The organism is Paenibacillus sonchi (assembly GCF_016772475.1).
GTDB lineage: Bacteria > Bacillota > Bacilli > Paenibacillales > Paenibacillaceae > Paenibacillus_AQ > Paenibacillus_AQ sonchi.
Genome location: NZ_CP068595.1, coordinates 483,828 through 501,126 on the forward strand (window position 1 = coordinate 483,828; position 17,299 = coordinate 501,126).

Consider the following 17,299-nt stretch of genomic DNA (forward strand, 5'->3'; position numbering starts at 1 on the left):
CACCTGCCTTTACTGCATGAAATATAGCCATTGTATCAGAAAACCCCAGGAATTTATGTGGTATTTTTCTTGTTAAATTCTTAAGATTTCCCTAAGATGAACAAACACATACTCTTCAGTAAGTGTCAGGCACAGCCGGCAGCTCCCAACTGTCATCAACAATAATAGAAATTTCTTCTCCTTGATTAAGCCATTGCGACAATTGCTCTAGTACTTGCTCATAGGATACTGTGTGGAGCATCGTACAATACACCCGGCCTCCAAAAATAGGTTCATTATATATGGCATACGATATTAGTTCTTTCATAGCTATGTCTCTTGTAAGTGAGCTTTGTGATATTTGGCGGATATAGGTTTGCATAATTTCCCGAAACAGCTCTTTATTTAATAATGATGAGGTTTCTTGAAACAGATATTTGGAAACCTGATTTTCATAGGTACTTTGCCGCTGTATGGATGGAACTGGAAGGATGATACACACAAACTTATAAATTTCGCTGTAACGCAGCTTAGTGACAAAGATACGGTCTGTTACAAAAATATGGTTTAAGCAATAATCCAAAACTACAAATGCAACATCCTTAATAATCTTCCCCATGCCCGGCACCACGCTGCTTCCCGGTGCATCATGCAGAAATATACTCCGCTTGGTGTCATGGGCAGTTGTAAAAAGATATTTCTTGGATATATATTTAATCGTACTGTGATTTTGTCTATCATTTATTTTCCGTAATATTCCAAGTGTTTCAACTCTGCGGTAAAGAAATTGTCTAATGAACTCATCATCGCTCCCGCTCACAATTAATATATGGGCATCTGTCGTAAGATAGTTCCTCTGATGAAATGCCTGCAATTCCTCAAAAGAGATCCTTTCTATATACCTTCTGCTTCCAATTGGCAGTGAGTCCAGCAGTTCAGCATTATCGATCAGTGTTCTGAATAGACCCGTCTGGCCATTTTCATCAAACCGGTCATGTTCTTCTGCCACATCTTTACGGACTTCAATCATGTCGATGATCTTCAATAACCGTCCGGAATAGATTTCGAGCAGAAGAGTAATAGCTTGATTGATATCTTCAGGTGTGTCAGCGCAGGATATTTCATATAATGTTTTGTCAAAATCGGTTGTTCCTTTAATCCTGAATTTATCAGGAGCGATTTGGGCAGCATTGCTTAGCGATACAATTAACATATGCTCTAGAAAATGGGCGATTCCTTTAGAATCTCCATCGTTGACCGAACCCACTTTTACAGCGAGTGTGACTTTGGCTATATTGGCAGGGTCTTTTGTGATGTAGTGCATGTAGCGTATATTCAAATTTTCATCCATGGATAAACGGTCATGCTTCATACACAACATCCCCCAGATTATATTTCTCAGCTTGAAGAGTGAACAATTCCTTGAATTTCCCTTCCCTGCTTATAAGCTCTTCAAACGAACCGCATTCACTGATTCTGTGGTTATCAATCACGATAATTTTATCTACAAGCTTAGCTGTAGTGAATCTGTGCGAGATCATTATGCAGGTTCTGCTTTTGATCATCTCTTCTATTCCCAGATAAAATTCATTTTCTGCAATGGGATCAAGAGAAGCAGTAGGCTCATCCATAATGGTAATGGGGGCATCTGAAAAGAAGGCTCTGGTGATGGCAAGCTTTTGCCATTGTCCAACTGATATTTCGGTTCCTTCTGACCATTCATTTTGCAGTTGTGTTTCATAAGCATCCGGGAGTTTATTAATAAATTCGATAGCTCCGGATTGTTGGGCAGCCCTATACATTTTCGAATTATTATCCTTATCCGCATACCTGCCAAATTTAATATTATCGGCCACATCCATGGGGTAATGAATAAAATCCTGAAATACCACCGCGAAATTGTTTCTGTAAGAATTTTTGTCATAGGTTAATACATCAACACCATCCACGGAGATTTCTCCGGAACTGGGTTCGTAGAGCCCGCTGAGAATTTTAATGAGCGTGGTTTTGCCAGAGCCGTTAAGTCCGACAATCAGATAAGATTTGCCTGCTTCTATTTCAAGATTAATATCCTCCAGAACATATTTATCCAATTTTGGGTATTTGAAAAAGACATGCTGTAATTTAATGCTTTTAAAATGGTTCAATGACACAGTTCGCTCATGTTCCGAGGCTGGAATTTCCTTATCCAAAAAATCAAATAAAGTCCGCATATATAAATTATCATTGTAGGTGTTTGCAAAAGTAACAATGATATTGCCAATAGCCTGCATAAGATTATCGATGGAGGTGATATACATTACAATGTTACCTACACTAAACTTCCTTTTGATGCAGTCTATGATAATGTACAGCGTAAAGAAAAATTTAGTAAGCAGTTCCACCGAATCGCCAAACGTTTGAATTGTTGTATTCCTTCTTCTGATTTTTTTATCTTCAGCCAAATATTTTTTATAAGTATTGGAAACCCGAAGCAGGAGTTCATTTCCCATTTGGGTGATTTTAAGCTCTTTAATGTTGTCATATCTAATCATTAATGACTTAATAGCGGTGACTAAGCGCAGATTCTCAAGTCTGCTGTTATAAATATTGTGCAGTTTGGAGGATATCTTAATATTTATAATCAAGATGGGGATAAACGTCAGCAATAGTAAGGCTATCATCGCCGGTTTATATAATATAATGATCCCAATGACCCCTAGCAAAATCACACCATTCTGAATAATGGATACCAGATTGTTCAGAATACTGATGGATCTGTTTAAGGCCTCACTGTTCACCTTGTTGATTTGGTCATACACATTGGGGTCGTCAAAATGTATTATTTCTAAGCTGTTGATTTTATCAAGAACCTTATTGGTTATGTATAAATTCACGTAGTCACTCTGCATATCCTTATAATATTTATTTATTTTTTGGAGCATGCCATTCAGCACCCACAGTCCGCAATTTAAGGCAAGCCACAATATAACCTTGGATAAATGATCATCCGAATTAATGTTAGCCAATGCATCCAGAAAACGGCTCCAGACAATCGTATTTACGGGCACAATAATACCTAAGAGGAAAGTTATGATTAATATAGCAGTCATCGTTTGTCTGGATGCGTTCCAGACGAACTGCAAAGTTCTTTGGGTAATAACCAGATTCCCTCTTAAATTATTCTTCATTGATCTCATCCTATTCACCCACTAAAATTCAACAGGAAGAAGTCCTTCGCCAGAACTTCTCCCTGTTCATTCAGATTACATTAGCTTCTGTGAATGGTAGTCGTCGCATTTCTATCATTGCCGGAACCATAACTAGATGAGGTACAATCGCAGCCGCAATGGAAACAGCTGTCACTATTTCCGCGTGCTCCAGTGAATTGACCTCCGCCGGAACCGCACATGCATGCCATCGGCTCAAAGTGCGCTTCCAGACCGGAATTAATATCCCGTCCAATCGGATTAATCAATTTCATGTATAGCCCTCCTTTCCTGGTAAAATTTTATAAAAATATACAGGTGTATATTTTTACCGCTATTTAGCAATGATGTCGTTGAGCTCTCTTAAGGATTCCGGATCATGTTCTACAATCTCATGGTATAGACTAAGGCTTTGATCCAGCAGGTACCTGATATATCTGCAGCCGCTATGGCGATATGATAAATTCACTTTCTCCTCGTCGAAACAATCGATATAACAGCTTGTGCACAGATGTACTGCCCAGCAATCCTTACAATATTCGACAGATTTATTCATGAAATCATTAACATAATGTTTATTGATCGACGGAATATCAAACCCATTGTCAACATTCCCCAGGAACGGGACACTTCCCACACGTTCACATGGCAGGAAATTTCCATCCACATTTACGTGAAGACGTCTTGAACCCGGCACACAGCAGCCGTTAAAATAATAATTCTCCATAGGCACTTGTCTAATATCCCGTCTGTGAATCATGTGTAAAAACTTTCTCATCTGGCCGTTTGAAAATAATTTTTTCTCATTGCTGCTGTCTCTTTTATTCTCAACGCTCCACGAAAACAGAGGGTCGATCGTTTTATCTTCTCTATAGGATTTATCTTCGATACTGCTTGGTTTCAGATACTCTTCTGCAGTACGGCCGTAAGACACATAAGAAGCATTTACCGTTACGGGTTTGGGCAGCCACTCTGTATTATCAAAAAACTCTTGAATTTTATAGTATTTCTCTACCAGATTGGAACCACTTGCAACCAGGCTGAAGTAGAGGGTATCGCCGCTTTCATCCTTTGAGTGATTTTTCTCTTTAGCTTCTACCAGGTGTTTTATTCCGCGCATCACATATTTGAAGCTCCCCGTACCATCCTGGAATACCCGGTTCTCATTATGAATCTCTTCAGGACCGTCCAGGCTTACTAAAACCACAAAATTATGTTCAACCAGGTACTCAGCTATTTCTTTGGAAATTAATACTGCATTGGTAGTCATTGAAAATCCCAATTTCTTATCTGTAACAAGATTCTCGGCATACTCTACACATTGCTTAATCAGTTTAAAGTTCAACAGAGGTTCTCCACCGTAAAAGGCCAGGAAAAAATCTTCATCTACCCTCGGGTATGTATAATCAATTGCTTTTTTTGCGGTTTCAAACGTCATATCCCGGTCATTGTATCCATGAAAATCATTATGTGAATCTTGATAGATGCAATAGTTGCATCTCAGGTTACATCTTTCAGTTACCTCTAAAGTGAGCTGATTCATATTGTACTGTAAATAATTTTCCAGGGCGCTGACATGGGGTCCGGAGAAGCAAGTGACCGGCGGCGCTGACAGGATATGTTCTTCAGATATGCATTCTATGATTTCTTGCAAAGCTGCTTCCAAGGCATCCTCTTCCATACCCAGCTCCAAAAGACTATCGAACTGATCCGAGTCAAAGAGACAGGATAAAACGGAATAGACATTTTCATTAATCTGAAAGATCTTACCGGTGCCTGTATCATAAAAGTATTTCTTTCCCGACGTTTCAAAAGGTTTTCCTAACCGGTAGAAATGATTATCCTTTTTCAGGTCATTGAACTGCTGCTTGTACTTCATAATTTTGGAGTCCAGCTTCTCATTAATCATAGGTTATCCCTCCAGTTTAATGATTTCCTAAAACCAATATCTGTTTTGTTATAAAATTCACAAAGTTGATGACGCAGATCCATTCGTATGCTTCTTTATCTTTCTGATCACAAATTAACATTGTTAAAAAAAAATGTATACGCTTTACGACCGAGTGGTACCCTTTTCCAACCGAATGGTATTTTCATAAAAAATAAAAAAAACAGATATTCTTTCCCGAAATCCATGAGAAAGAGTACCTGCCGATTAGAGGCCTTACCTATAATCTATATTGCATATCCAATCCTAATATTTATTTACCTGCATGAAAAGATTTGATTCCTTCTGGAGCCTGCGGTTGATAGGACCAGTAACGCGAAGCTGTGTTATTGGCCTGTCTGATTGCCATTTGCGCCATAGCTGCTATAACCTCAAGATGCTTTTTCTTCATTTGTCGTACCCTCCTTTTTTTGAACGATTATCGCTAACAGCATTAAGACCGCTGTTGCAAACACTGACCAGGATATGGTGAACATAATCTCATTTGGGAAAAAAGCAACGGATATAACGAAAAGAAAGACAAGAATAAGGCTCAGAATCCTGCTGATTCTTTTGTATTTCTTTTTTCATCGTCACCGAAGGGGTTATTCCTATGTTCAATGGGTGCCAGCCTCCAAATAACCGCTGTAGCCAAAAACATCATTCCACACCCAACAGCTAATCCTGCAGCATCCAGGTTGGAAACTACCCATAACATCGCCAAATAATTCAGCAACGTAATTAAGAAGCACCCGAGATAGGATTTGCTGTGGTATCCTCCAGTGAAGGCACGCAGCACGCAAAACACAACAGTGAAGATGGCTGTAATTCCTATCGTATTTGTAACAACAGAGATAACGGCAATCACTACAAAAATCAAAATATCATTTAGAATCAATTCAAGGCCATATGTATAAAATCTCCTGTCCTCCATGGTGATAATATGGTTTGCTACCAAGCGCCGACTTAGCTTCTCTGCCATCTGCTTGACCATAAAGCATCCCCTACATTTTGTTTGGTTAGCGGTATAATAATTGTTGACGTAAATACATTGCTCTCATATGAATACTTAAAAGTCCCGCCGCAATATTGAACTGAGGTTCTTATCGATTTTAATCCCTGGCCATGATATAACTTGTTTTTTTTAGTTGTTTTCAGCATCCCGCCAGCCTCCAATAGAGTGTGGTTATAGGGATTTTCGACTACAATCGACAAGAAGTTCTTATAGCAGAACATCTTCACGGAAAGATATCTGTCCTGCTCGGCGAGCTTTAGATTTGCCTCAATAGCATTGTTAAGAACATTAGAAATGATAGAAGATAACTCCGTAGGCGGAATGCCTAACTCCGGGATAGTATCAATCTGAAACCGTACGTCGATATTCATTTTTTTGCACAAAGCAAGCTCATAATTCAAGATGGAATCGATATATTTGTTGCCGCAGCTGATTACTGACTTCGTCGCTTCCAGGGTATCCGAAATCGCATTGATATACTTCACGGACTCCTCAATGTAGTTTTCCTTCAATAAATAGCCTATATTCGCAAGGTTATTCTGTATATCATGCCTTATTCTCTTTAAGTCGGAAGCTGCCGTTTCTTGAAAGGCCAGTTGATGCTCCAGTGCCCTATTCTGTAAATCAAGCGTATATCTGTGCTGCTCTTTCTGATAAAACAAGCAAATCTCGCCAAAAAGATAGATGATTAATACAGACATGAGGAGGAAACAGATAGATATTCTAAACATCAATAATGAATACAGGGAGCCCTCATGCTGCAGCATCCGGTTAACCATCATAAAAAAGTTCATCACAACCACAAAAAAACCTACAACAAGATCCATAATAACCCAATATTTAGTTGATATATTAAAGTCGAGCTTCTTAAAAAAACGGATGTATAAGGCCACAAGCACAACAGCAATCATCTTGGAAAATACAGAAAAGGTTATCGTTAAACCAGAGATTTCTGAGATCATGCAATCTATGCCGGTCCGGTATGCCAGAGACAACAAGTTACCGGCCATAATATCGCTAATAATAATTACATAGTTAGTAAGTACCACCAAAAATATCTTGATGAAGATACTGTCTTTATATAATTGTTGAACGATCATTAATGAAGTCCCAATCAACAACAATGTTCTAAGCTTAGGCGATTCTACAGGACAAAACTGGACCAGAAGGGAATCCGTCAATATGGCAGCAATAAGTACAGGTAATCTCTTTCGCCCCTTAATTTTACAGCTAAGAAGATCGTCTATAATCCAATATTGGAGAATAGATTCTATGAATGTAAAGATGAATCCATGGGCCAACCCTAGCATCTCTTGATCTCACTAATAATCTCGCAAAAATTGTCGAGAACGTTTTGTCTTTTTCTTCTGCTTAAGGGTAGAGTAGTACCGTTATCCAACCGGATTTCAAGATCATCGATGGAAAATATGTATTTCAGATTCACTATACAGGTTCTGTAAATCTCAACAAACCCCAGATTTTTGTATTGTTCAATTAAGTCCATAAACTTATAACAATGCAATACATATGCTTTTCTTTTGGTATGCAAGTAAATTTTTCTGTTAATACTTTCGAGATACATGATGTCATTCAGAGGTACTTTGATAATCCTATTCCTGTTGTCGTTAACATTGATTTTGAAAATTTGCGTCTGCGGGTTTTCTTCATATATAGCATTGGCTACTCGTTCAATTACTGCCGGCATACGTTTGTCCAACAATAATTTGGGTAAAAAACCGCTTACATTAAATTGGAATGTATTCAAAGCCTCCTGCTCGAATGAAGTGATGAACACCAACTTAAATTTTTGATCAATAAGACGAAGTCTTCTAGCCACCTCCTTTCCGTTCATCAGCGGCATATCTATATCCAGGAAAATGATATCAAAATAAGGGTTGTATTCTTCAAATCTTTGGATCAGTGTATTCGCATTTGTAAATAGATAGATGGAAGCTTTGATCTTTAAAGCTGTGAGCGACTTCTTGATTAAAGGAAGAATTCCATCTAAAAAACGGCTGTCATCATCACACAATGCCACATTTAACATACTTCTCCCCCCTATAAGTTTCCGGCTTCACTTAGATATCGAATCTTTGATAGTGGCTGGCCAGACAACATTCTTAAGGTTTTATCCCCATAAAAAAACGCCAAAATTCAGTATTCATTAGGAATAATTTATAATAATCATAACATAAATGTGTAATCCTTTTCCATATTTTATATTTTAATGGAATGTATTCTTTTTATTGAAATCTGAGAGAACTAATACTTATCAAAAAATAATCATAGAAAAAAACCTTGATGGACACAGTACCATTCAAGGTTAATCTAATACACCAGAGCTTTTCAGTTGTTCATACACTGCACTAGAACCTTCACCCCAACTGCATTGTAGTCACACAAGTATCGTCCTTCTCAAACGTGGAAATCTCGGACTCTGCCTGTTTGCCGTCATGTTCAATGGTAACTTGATAGGTCCGGTCCCGGGGCAGCCACAGATCAATGAAGCCGTTGGGCTGGGATTTCACCGTTTCGTTGTCCATAATTACTGTGCCGTCCGAGTCTGTAACCGAGATGTTGAACTCTTCCTCTGTCAGCTCGCCCTGGCAGCCGGTCAGGCTGTGGGTTGCGCACGGATGGGTTTGGTCCACGTAAGGCGCGATAGAGACAAAAAATTCATCGGCCGGCAATGCGTAGGCTGCCGACTTGCCATCGCTCTCCTTCACAATCAGCTGTGTGGATGAAATGGACGCGGACTCCGCTTTTTTGCTGCGGCTGCTGAAATCTTGCACCAATTGCTTCAGTCCCGGCGTATCCATTGCAGCAGTTTGCACATCTCCCCCGACGGCTTGTGTATCCGTTTGACCCGACTCTTTCTTGTCTGCATTTCCCGCGAACATGTATGCTCCTAAGGCAATAACAACTACCAACCCGGCAGCGGTTACCAGCATTTTATTCTTCATTTGGGAATCCTCCTCCTGGCTTATGTCCCTATTATAATCGAGCCAGCACAATTGTAGACAAGACGAAAGCGTGACAATTATGTCAGGCAATCTTCATTCACCGTTCAACTCCACATAATTTCCTTACTTACAAAAAACAGGGACCCGAAGGGTCCCAACTGACTAGAATTTAAAAGAAAACTTAGCTTTCCAGCTCGCGCCGCCGTCTTTGGTGGCATACAGGGTGGAGCTGTTCATATTGCGTACCGCCAGCCAGCCCTGATTAGGATCGGTGAAGGAGATCACACCTTCAAAACCCAGGACTGTCTTGGAGTTGCTCCACGCCCTGCCGTTGTTCTTGGTCATGCCGGTGCCGACCATCTGGGCTGCGGGCTGATAGCCGGCCAGGAAGGCAGAGGTTTTGCCGATCACCTGCATATTTCCGGGACTGCCTGAAGCCGGCCCCTTCTCCTGTTTGGCCGGTCCGCTTCCGGGAGCAGGACCGCCGCCGGCTGTTGCCTGGGCAATGATCCGGGTCCAGCTGCGGCCTGCATCGGAGCTGCCATAGAGGGAGTACGAGGTCTGCGACATTCCCGAACCGCCATAGAGCACCGTATATACCTGCGAGGCGTTAGCGTAGACCTGGGCGTATTGCGGATTTGGGTAGGCCACTGTCTTCAGCTGCTTCCAGCTTGCCCCGCCATCAGTGGTTCTCATGATCCGGTAGCCGCTGCCCTGTGCAACCACGACCGCCCAGCCGCTGCTCCGGGTAGTGAAGTCCGCCCCGCGCGTATTGGCCGGAGTAGGAATCCGGGTCCAGGTGCTTCCGCCATCTTTTGTATAATAGGTTGAAGCCCGGTTATAGCCGAATCCGGTTGTACCGTCTACAAATTCTATACGCTCAAAGGTCGCCGGATACTTGCTCAGCCGCTTCCAGGTGGAACCTCCATCCGTGGTACGGATCAGATATTTGACCTGTCCCCCCTTCACAGAGGCGAGGGCCCAGCCGTGCACATTATCCGGAAACTCGATCTGCTGGAAGCTCCACTGTCCCTGATAAATCTCCTGGAAGTGGCATCCGCCGTCCGAAGTCCCAATCACAAAGCCGTTGCCGGCCGCCCGTCCCGTATCTGCATTCAGAAAGTCCACGCTTGCAAAAGTAAGCGGGTCCGCCCCCTTAGCCGTCTGATTCTTCTGCAAATCCTGCAGAATTCCGTGATCTCCCGTACTGCAGGACGATGCCGGTGCGGCGGGCGCCGCCTGTGCCGGAGACACCGCGGTTCCCCAGCCCGCAAAGGCGAGCAGGCCCGCTGAGAGAATGGTTAAAGCTCTTTTCTGCAATTTTCTGGTATAGATCATTGAGACACCTCCTCAGGGAATATTTACCCTCCCCGGCAATCACGAAGCGGCGGCCGCTGTCGTACCGGGTTTCATCCGGGCGCTGAACCCGGTAACTGCTTTTTTCAATACAAAGGCCAGTCCCAAGGTAAGCAGGATGCCCGCCGCATTCAGGACAAAATCGTTCACAGGCAGTTCCAGGCTCCGCCGGAGATCCGCCAGTATTTTCAACACCCGTTCATGAATCAGGTATATTTCCAGACTATGTGTGCCACAAAACGTAAGGAAGGGATACCGGGTCCATTTGCGCTCTGCCGCCCAGTGCAGCCCACCCGCCGTAAGCAGGCATAAGGGCAAGGTAATCAGGATAAAAGGATACCACCACAGCCCATAGCTCCACACATATTCGCTCATATATTTCTGGGTTGCTGCCAGCAGCACTACACCGGACAGAAGCATCCCCAGGTACAGCATCCCATTCACCCGCGAGATGGCCTGTTTCTGGTCGATCAGGTAACCCACCCATACGCCGACGAAGAATATCGGGATTCTTATCGTAAAAATCAGCAAATAAGACAGCGGTGTTCCAGATAGAACCACGCTTAGGAGAAGTCCAACCAGGCTGGCCACAGTAACCGTAACAAGCTTGTTCTTCTCCCTGAAAAAATACATAAACAGCGGAGTAAGCAAATACAGCACCAGCAGGGCGGGAACGTACCAGTCAAACCGGCTGTCCAGCCCAAGCCAGAAGCTAAGCGTAGTCAAATTCAGAAGCACGTCCGTAAAGGGCATCTCCCCCATTCCCCAATACAGCAGGCAAAAGATCAGCACCACCGGGAGATACGTGGGCAGAATCCGCTGCAGCCTTCTTCGGTAGAAGGTGAATGTGCCAGTATTTTTACGATAGGCGTAATACAGTCCCAAGCCCGACACCAACAGGAAGATATCCACCCCGCCGTATCCATAGGCCTGTAAAGTGCCCAGCACCGGAACAGAGGAAAAACTCACCGTCGAATGGTACAGCATCACCCACAGAATCGCCAGTCCCATGAGCTGGGTGCGGTACGTGCTGATCGCTTTGTAATTAAGCTTGTTCATGGGCAACCTCCGGAAGGGACGGCTGGCGGCGGGTAGAGGGTTTGACAGACATCAGGCTGGAGAGCTGCTTGTAATTCATCGCGAACAGCATACCCAGCGCAGCCTCCGCGAGAATAATCAGATCCCTGTTCGGGATCACCAGCGGAACCGCAACCACACCAATGACGGCAAGCGCCCAAGGCAGCGGGTGTTCCAAGTAACGTGCTATGAAACGGTTAAGCCACAGCAGAACGTTCATGCCCGCATAGGTGCAGACCAGAACCAGCCCCCACATCCACACAATATACAGGCGTCCCAGACCCAGCCGGTCAAAAGCAAGGATCAGGAACAGATGGGTAAACAGAAATAAAAACGAATGCTTGCCGAAATACAGAATCAGATTGGAGGGAGAGTAGCTTTTTTTACTTCTAAAGAGGTAAAAGCCCCCGAACAGTACAAACAGAGACAGCAGCAGATATTGCACAGACATATTGTATTTCACAAAATCCGTCTCGCGCGCCCCTCCGAAACTAACGATAACCAGCAGCACTCCGGCAGCCAGAGCCGCCATAAGGTTTACCCGGTTGCTGCACCGGTAGGCAAAGATTCCTGCAACAAACGCAAACATCCAAGGGAAATACGTAAACCCGACCGTTTCTGTGAACAATATAGACTTAAAAGGAAAGTCCGGCAGACGGTGGCCGATGAACGAATGTACCGCAAACACTAGCAGCGACAACAGGAGATATAAATAGAGTGGAGGTTTGAGATATTTCTCTATGAGGTATACACTAAGCACTCCGAGCGCGATGATCTGGGGAACGTCCATGATCCGAAAAGCCTGAATCTCCGGCCTCCACATCAGATTATAGGAAAACCCGATGACCGCGAACAGTACATAGAAGCCAAGGAGTGATCTGAAACTGCGCCTTCTCACCTGCAGGGTGGTAGTCACACCTGAGACCGCAAAGAATAGTACAGGGGCCACACCGGCAACAATCTGGAACACCCGTTCATTGCCGTTAAAATAAAGCGGAATATGCGCCATGATCATCAAAATACAGCTAATCCCCTTAATCGCATCCAAGGAATAGTCATATTCCTTCATTCCCTCACTTTCCTTTCCGTTCAAATGGATTTCACTATATAAATTAAACCTCTGTTTTCTATGTATATAGATTATAAAATGAATCCTGCGATCTCCCACCCCTCTAAAGTGTAAGATTTCACATGAATTCTAATCATTATGCAATTTACACCGCACGGGTCATACAAACTACCCTTATTTATATAACTATTACTTAAGTTTATCAATCAACTAAGGTAGTAATTGAAATAACTAGTTTGTACCATTGTTCTTGCCTATTATTTCCTATAACCTATTGATAACTTATATGGAAGGGGGCTGCCGCCAAGCCATGCAAGCTTCGGATACGACTTCAGTGACAACTGCAGCGGAATCAGTTTCCGCTGCCTCCAGGACCCCGCGGCTCAAAGTAATCGACATGGTAAGAGGCATTACCATTCTGCTCGTCGTTGTGGGACATGCCGGTCTGACCCCGGTCGTCCTGAACGATATGTTCAGAGATTTCCGGCTCCCGCTGTTCTTTATCGTCTCCGGTTATCTGTTCAGTGCCTCCAAATATTTTGACAATTTCACCGCACTGCTTCGTACCCGTATCCTCACCCTCGTGGTTCCCTATCTTTCTGCCGCTTTCCTCTGCTACCTGCTCTGGCTCATTCTCCGCACCCTTGAACCCACTCACAATTCCGGTATTGCCTGGTATGAACCTATGCAGGCTATTGCGCTCGGCACCTATTCCGGGGGGCTGCTCCTGAATATTCCCATCTGGTTTCTGACCTGCCTATTCGTGACCCAGATCATCTTTTGCCTCAGCATGCGTTATCTGAGCGGACGCCCGCTGCTGCTGCAGCTTGCTGCCATGACCGGCCTAAGCCTGTCCGGTTATGCGCTGAGCACCGTAGTCTTCCTCCCCTGGAACATCGACGTCGCGCTCGTCGCCCAACTTTTCGTGTTCATCGGCTACCAGCTCAAGCAGCGCCAACTGCTCCGTAAGATCCGCGTCTTCAACCTGGGCACCCTGGTATGCATAGCGCTTTTCCTCACAGCCGCCTACTTCAACAGCTATGTCGACATGAACAACAGAGAATACGGCAACCTGTTCCTCTTCTACACCGCCGGAATCGCCGGAAGCCTGCTCGCCATCAAAATGACCCAGCTTCTCTCCACATCCAGATTCTTCGCCGCCACCCTCACCTACATCGGCCAAGAATCACTCGCCATCCTCATCTTCCACTACGGCATCTTCATCCTCCTGCTGAACTTCGTGGAACGCTACGTCTTCGACAGCTACCTGGGCTGGTTCCCGACCACAGTCATTGCGGTCGCAGGGTCGCTGCTGCTGAGTATGGCGGTGAAGCGGGTGCCGGGACTCGGTTTTGTGCTGGGGAGGACAAGAAAGAAAGTTGCGCCTCGAAGGAGCTATATGGAGAGGGCCGCTTCCTAGTCTTAGCCAATTAAAGATTTACCTCCTTCTTCCCGATATAGTAAGTGATGAACTTGCTTATAGCAGAGACACAAGGAGGTTTTTTTTTGCAGGTCATGCAGAAGGAGTATCTGACTCCTCAATATATACGGCAATTCCAATGTACGGGGGCTGCTTGCGAAGACACTTGCTGCTCTTTATGGGAAATAACCATAGACCGATCAACCTATGAAAAATACAAGCAGATTCCTGATGCGAGCCTTCACGAAGAGATTAACAAGAATCTTGTGCGTAATAAAAAAAGCATTGAGTCATACGCTTCTTTTAAAATGAACCAAAAAACCGGCAACTGTTCTATGCTCTGTGACGGCCTCTGCACGATTCAAGCCAAGGTAGGAGAAACATTCCTCTCACAGACCTGCTCGACCTACCCGCGAATTCTGAATGAGGCCGATGAGATTGAAGTGTCTGCACTCTTGTCCTGTCCAGAGATCGCCCGCTTGGTGCTTCTCTCTGAAGACGCCATGAGCTTTACCCGAACTAATGAACTGCATACACCGAATCTGCGTATTAGTCAACTAGGCAGAGCCAACAACAAGAAAAAGCAATGTATTCAGAACTTGCGGGATATCATGCTGGAGGTTTTAAGTGATCGCCAGTTCTCTTTTCAGCACCGATTAATTATAATTGGAGTACTATTGGATAATACTGACGAGCTGCTGCGTTCGGGGGCATATGATAATGTTCTCTCTTTCGTGGATGAATTCAGAGGTGAGCTGGTTACTAACGAGGAGCTGCGCAACTATGACGTATTTCCCTCAAATGATCAGATCCAATTCCAGGTTCTGAACAATACCCTAATGGCGCACCTAAGTGAGTTTTTATGGAATGCCCGCTACAATGAATGCAAGAATGAATACCTCAAAGGCATACAGAGCAACGGGAGCAGCTTGAGTGAATCGTTACATACTTACCGCAGTGTACGCGAAGAAATCTATGAACCCTACCTCCGGGAGAAGGAGTTCATTTTTGAGAACTATGCGATTAATCATGTGTACCAGAATTTCATGACCGATATCTATGCAGGCGGCAGCCTGTTCGACTTCTTCGTGAAACTCGTTGCAGATTATTCCTTCATTCGCCTTCACCTCATTGGAATGGCAGCGTACAGACAAGAGCTAAATGACGATATGGTCGTCAAGCTTATTCAGTCGTATACGAAAAACTACAAGTTCTCCAACAAATTCCTCAACGCAATATTGAAAGATATAAAAGATCAGGGATATTACACCCTCGGGGGAATGTCCTTATTGATAAAGTAGCGACGATATACAAGTCGGGAGTGTAACTATCGGAATTTGAGTTAGCCAAAAAACGGAGGCCCTTAGGCCTCCGTTTCACTATCCCGCTTCCCCACCAGCCGCCGCCGCTTCGATCCATGCTTCACCCACAACCGATTCGCATCATCCCGATAGAACCAAATATGTACCCATCTCAAAGGCGTCCAGATTTCCTTAAAATAATAATTTGGCATGAGACCTCTCTCCTACCGCAACAAAATAGATTTAATCCTAATTATAGACCGGGATACCTAGTTTGTTTGTCGGTTTGTGGGAGAGGGGATGGGAAAATGTTAGTAGTTTTGCTGGAAGTGTGATAGTAAACTCTAGGGCAACCAACTTTTAAATTTTTCAAGCACCTTTTTTGCCTCAGAACCATTATAACCGAAGGTATTGCCTATCATTTTAGTGTATTCAGTAATCGTTACCTCACGATTGTACTTACCCCTCCACCAATGATTAGCATCATAGCCTGAAATAGAACCTACATAAGTAAGTTCAACCCCGGAATTCTTATAGACATGATCGAAAAGAAATTTCACTCTTCTCATATGGAAGTCAGAAGAAACAATAATAGCAGACGAAAAGCCCTTGTTCTCCATAATAGACAGAGTGAATTTTGCATTTTGGTAAGTACTTTGAGCCTCATTCTCCGTCAAAATATCTTCTTGTGGAATTCCTAATGCAAGTGTGGTTTGAAGCATGTCACCATGGGTACCCGCAGGTTCCTTAGCGTTAGAGAGAAGAATATATGGAGCAAAGTCATTTTTAAATAACTCGATTCCTTTCTCAATCCTATTCGTGCCTCCACCGCTAAGAACAATAATAACATCTGCTTGCTGTGGAGATTGATTGAAGAGAAGAAAACGCCCTGCACCGAAGAAGCACAATGTAAGAATCAATAGAACAGGCAAGTACAGAAAAAGAATTCTCTTTCTACGCTTGCCCGTCCTTTTAACCTTTATACTCTTCATAACTATTTCCGATACTCGCCGCTAAGAATTTGCTCCCACCACGCTGCATTTGCCGTATACCACTGTATCGTCTGCGCAATTCCAGTCTCAAACGTGTACGTAGGCTTCCAGCCCAATTTCTCCAGTTTGGTAGGATCAATAGCATAACGCTTGTCATGCCCCAATCGGTCTGCAACAAATTTAATCAAATCCTCAGACTTATCCAGGGTATGGATAATGGTCTTCACCACTTCCAGATTGGTGCGCTCATTGTGGCCGCCTACATTGTATACTTCACCACTTACACCTTCGTGCAATACGAGATCAATTGCAGCACAGTGATCATAGACATGCAGCCAGTCCCGAATATTTTTACCATCTCCATAGACCGGGACCTTCTGTTCGTTCAGAACTTTTGAGATCGTCAGAGGAATCAGCTTCTCCGGAAAATGGTACGGGCCGTAATTGTTAGAGCAACGGGTAATGTTCATTGGCAAGCCGTAGGTTTCATAATAAGCTCGAACAAGCAGATCCGAAGAAGCCTTACTCGCACTGTAAGGACTGTTAGGCTGCAAAGGAGTTTCCTCCGTGAAGAAAACGCTCGGATCAAAATCCAGTTCACCATAAACCTCATCCGTGGAGACATGAAGGAATTTCGTTAAGCCTATTTTCCTGGAAGCATCCAGCAGCACTTGTGTCCCCATAACATTCGTACGAACGAATACAGCCGGATCGGTAATGGAGCGGTCCACATGACTTTCCGCAGCGAAATGCACCACATAATCGAATTTCTCTTGTTCAAAAAGAGCAAAGATTGCCTCCCGATCCGCAATATCTGCCTGTACGAAGCGATAGTTCTCTTTATCCTCGATTTGTCTATGCTTGGTCAGATCGCCGGCGTAGGTCAACAAATCCAGGTTAACTACATCGTAATCAGAATATTTATCAACCATGTAATGGACAAAGTTCCCGCCTATAAAACCGGCACCGCCCGTAATCAGCAATTTTTGCTTACTCATCAATTACACCTCAG

The 17,299-nt window shown here is 43.8% G+C and carries 17 protein-coding genes; 2 read left to right on the forward strand and 15 right to left on the reverse strand.

The window, feature by feature from the left end:
• Positions 1-115 precede the first annotated feature (115 nt).
• From JI735_RS02185 to JI735_RS02240, 12 genes are all read right to left on the reverse strand, one after another.
• On the reverse strand, positions 116-1,351 hold the full coding sequence (locus JI735_RS02185) for an insulinase family protein (RefSeq protein ID WP_202677001.1): 1,236 nt from the start codon (positions 1,349-1,351) through the stop codon (positions 116-118).
• Positions 1,341-3,149: an ABC transporter ATP-binding protein gene (locus tag JI735_RS02190; RefSeq protein ID WP_039838024.1), complete on the reverse strand. Its 1,809-nt coding sequence runs from the start codon at positions 3,147-3,149 to the stop codon at positions 1,341-1,343. The genes JI735_RS02185 and JI735_RS02190 overlap by 11 nt, the downstream gene beginning before the upstream one ends.
• A gap of 80 nt (positions 3,150-3,229) precedes the next feature.
• Positions 3,230-3,442, reverse strand: coding sequence for an Apre_1838 family putative sactipeptide bacteriocin (locus JI735_RS37675; protein ID WP_039838025.1), 213 nt, complete (start codon positions 3,440-3,442; stop codon positions 3,230-3,232).
• A 59-nt stretch (positions 3,443-3,501) separates the two neighbouring features.
• Positions 3,502-5,076 carry a radical SAM protein gene (locus tag JI735_RS02200; protein ID WP_039838026.1) on the reverse strand — a complete coding sequence of 525 codons (1,575 nt, stop codon included), beginning with the start codon at positions 5,074-5,076 and terminating at the stop codon, positions 3,502-3,504.
• Between the two features lie 292 nt (positions 5,077-5,368).
• On the reverse strand, positions 5,369-5,506 hold the full coding sequence (locus JI735_RS02205) for a cyclic lactone autoinducer peptide (RefSeq protein WP_082726751.1): 138 nt from the start codon (positions 5,504-5,506) through the stop codon (positions 5,369-5,371).
• Between the two features lie 141 nt (positions 5,507-5,647).
• Positions 5,648-6,088: an accessory gene regulator B family protein gene (locus tag JI735_RS02210; RefSeq protein ID WP_202677002.1), complete on the reverse strand. Its 441-nt coding sequence runs from the start codon at positions 6,086-6,088 to the stop codon at positions 5,648-5,650.
• Positions 6,061-7,209, reverse strand: a complete 1,149-nt coding sequence (locus JI735_RS02215; protein WP_157771456.1) for a sensor histidine kinase — start codon at positions 7,207-7,209, stop codon at positions 6,061-6,063. The genes JI735_RS02210 and JI735_RS02215 overlap by 28 nt, the downstream gene beginning before the upstream one ends.
• Before the next feature lie 203 nt (positions 7,210-7,412).
• Positions 7,413-8,156 carry a LytR/AlgR family response regulator transcription factor gene (locus JI735_RS02220; protein ID WP_039838029.1) on the reverse strand — a complete coding sequence of 248 codons (744 nt, stop codon included), beginning with the start codon at positions 8,154-8,156 and terminating at the stop codon, positions 7,413-7,415.
• Positions 8,157-8,484: 328 nt separating this feature from the next.
• A complete protein-coding gene (locus JI735_RS02225) occupies positions 8,485-9,072 on the reverse strand; it encodes a CueP family metal-binding protein (RefSeq protein ID WP_039838030.1) in 588 nt (195 codons plus the stop codon).
• 162 nt (positions 9,073-9,234) lie between these two features.
• Positions 9,235-10,410, reverse strand: coding sequence for a WD40/YVTN/BNR-like repeat-containing protein (locus JI735_RS02230; RefSeq protein WP_202677003.1), 1,176 nt, complete (start codon positions 10,408-10,410; stop codon positions 9,235-9,237).
• A gap of 39 nt (positions 10,411-10,449) precedes the next feature.
• Complete coding sequence (locus JI735_RS02235; protein ID WP_039838032.1) at positions 10,450-11,487, reverse strand: acyltransferase family protein; 1,038 nt, start codon at positions 11,485-11,487, stop codon at positions 10,450-10,452.
• Entirely contained in the window at positions 11,474-12,574 is a 1,101-nt protein-coding gene (locus tag JI735_RS02240; protein ID WP_039838033.1) for a hypothetical protein, read from the reverse strand. Before JI735_RS02240 ends, JI735_RS02235 begins: the two co-directional genes overlap by 14 nt.
• 310 nt (positions 12,575-12,884) lie before the next feature.
• On the opposite strand from JI735_RS02240, the gene JI735_RS02245 reads away from it, so the two are divergent.
• Positions 12,885-13,994: an acyltransferase family protein gene (locus JI735_RS02245; protein WP_039838034.1), complete on the forward strand. Its 1,110-nt coding sequence runs from the start codon at positions 12,885-12,887 to the stop codon at positions 13,992-13,994.
• A 95-nt stretch (positions 13,995-14,089) separates the two neighbouring features.
• Entirely contained in the window at positions 14,090-15,295 is a 1,206-nt protein-coding gene (gene fliB / locus JI735_RS02250) for a flagellin lysine-N-methylase (protein ID WP_233476441.1), read from the forward strand.
• A gap of 62 nt (positions 15,296-15,357) precedes the next feature.
• On the opposite strand, the gene JI735_RS02255 is transcribed toward fliB, so the two are convergent.
• The 3 genes from JI735_RS02255 to rfbB form a co-directional block, all read right to left on the reverse strand.
• Positions 15,358-15,507, reverse strand: coding sequence for a hypothetical protein (locus JI735_RS02255; RefSeq protein ID WP_157771457.1), 150 nt, complete (start codon positions 15,505-15,507; stop codon positions 15,358-15,360).
• Between the two features lie 132 nt (positions 15,508-15,639).
• The gene (locus JI735_RS02260; protein WP_039838036.1) at positions 15,640-16,287 is read right to left on the reverse strand and encodes a YdcF family protein; all 648 of its coding nucleotides are present in this window, start codon (positions 16,285-16,287) and stop codon (positions 15,640-15,642) included.
• Between the two features lie 2 nt (positions 16,288-16,289).
• The gene (gene rfbB, locus JI735_RS02265; RefSeq protein WP_039838037.1) at positions 16,290-17,285 is read right to left on the reverse strand and encodes a dTDP-glucose 4,6-dehydratase; all 996 of its coding nucleotides are present in this window, start codon (positions 17,283-17,285) and stop codon (positions 16,290-16,292) included.
• Positions 17,286-17,299: the final 14 nt, after the last annotated feature.

Bases quoted from the DNA above. Each gene is read 5' to 3' on its own strand.
- JI735_RS02255 (WP_157771457.1), bottom strand. From the start codon at position 15,507: ATGCCAAATTATTATTTTAAGGAAATCTGGACGCCTTTGAGATGGGTA.
- fliB (WP_233476441.1), top strand. From the start codon at position 14,090: ATGCAGAAGGAGTATCTGACTCCTCAATATATACGGCAATTCCAATGT.
- JI735_RS02220 (WP_039838029.1), bottom strand. From the start codon at position 8,156: ATGTTAAATGTGGCATTGTGTGATGATGACAGCCGTTTTTTAGATGGA.
- JI735_RS02260 (WP_039838036.1), bottom strand. From the start codon at position 16,287: ATGAAGAGTATAAAGGTTAAAAGGACGGGCAAGCGTAGAAAGAGAATT.
- rfbB (WP_039838037.1), bottom strand. From the start codon at position 17,285: ATGAGTAAGCAAAAATTGCTGATTACGGGCGGTGCCGGTTTTATAGGC.
- JI735_RS02205 (WP_082726751.1), bottom strand. From the start codon at position 5,506: ATGAAGAAAAAGCATCTTGAGGTTATAGCAGCTATGGCGCAAATGGCA.
- JI735_RS02215 (WP_157771456.1), bottom strand. From the start codon at position 7,209: ATGATCGTTCAACAATTATATAAAGACAGTATCTTCATCAAGATATTT.
- JI735_RS02230 (WP_202677003.1), bottom strand. From the start codon at position 10,410: ATGATCTATACCAGAAAATTGCAGAAAAGAGCTTTAACCATTCTCTCA.
- JI735_RS02190 (WP_039838024.1), bottom strand. From the start codon at position 3,149: ATGAAGAATAATTTAAGAGGGAATCTGGTTATTACCCAAAGAACTTTG.
- JI735_RS02245 (WP_039838034.1), top strand. From the start codon at position 12,885: ATGCAAGCTTCGGATACGACTTCAGTGACAACTGCAGCGGAATCAGTT.
- JI735_RS02185 (WP_202677001.1), bottom strand. From the start codon at position 1,351: ATGAAGCATGACCGTTTATCCATGGATGAAAATTTGAATATACGCTAC.
- JI735_RS02225 (WP_039838030.1), bottom strand. From the start codon at position 9,072: ATGAAGAATAAAATGCTGGTAACCGCTGCCGGGTTGGTAGTTGTTATT.
- JI735_RS02210 (WP_202677002.1), bottom strand. From the start codon at position 6,088: ATGGTCAAGCAGATGGCAGAGAAGCTAAGTCGGCGCTTGGTAGCAAAC.
- JI735_RS02240 (WP_039838033.1), bottom strand. From the start codon at position 12,574: ATGAAGGAATATGACTATTCCTTGGATGCGATTAAGGGGATTAGCTGT.
- JI735_RS37675 (WP_039838025.1), bottom strand. From the start codon at position 3,442: ATGAAATTGATTAATCCGATTGGACGGGATATTAATTCCGGTCTGGAA.
- JI735_RS02235 (WP_039838032.1), bottom strand. From the start codon at position 11,487: ATGAACAAGCTTAATTACAAAGCGATCAGCACGTACCGCACCCAGCTC.
- JI735_RS02200 (WP_039838026.1), bottom strand. From the start codon at position 5,076: ATGATTAATGAGAAGCTGGACTCCAAAATTATGAAGTACAAGCAGCAG.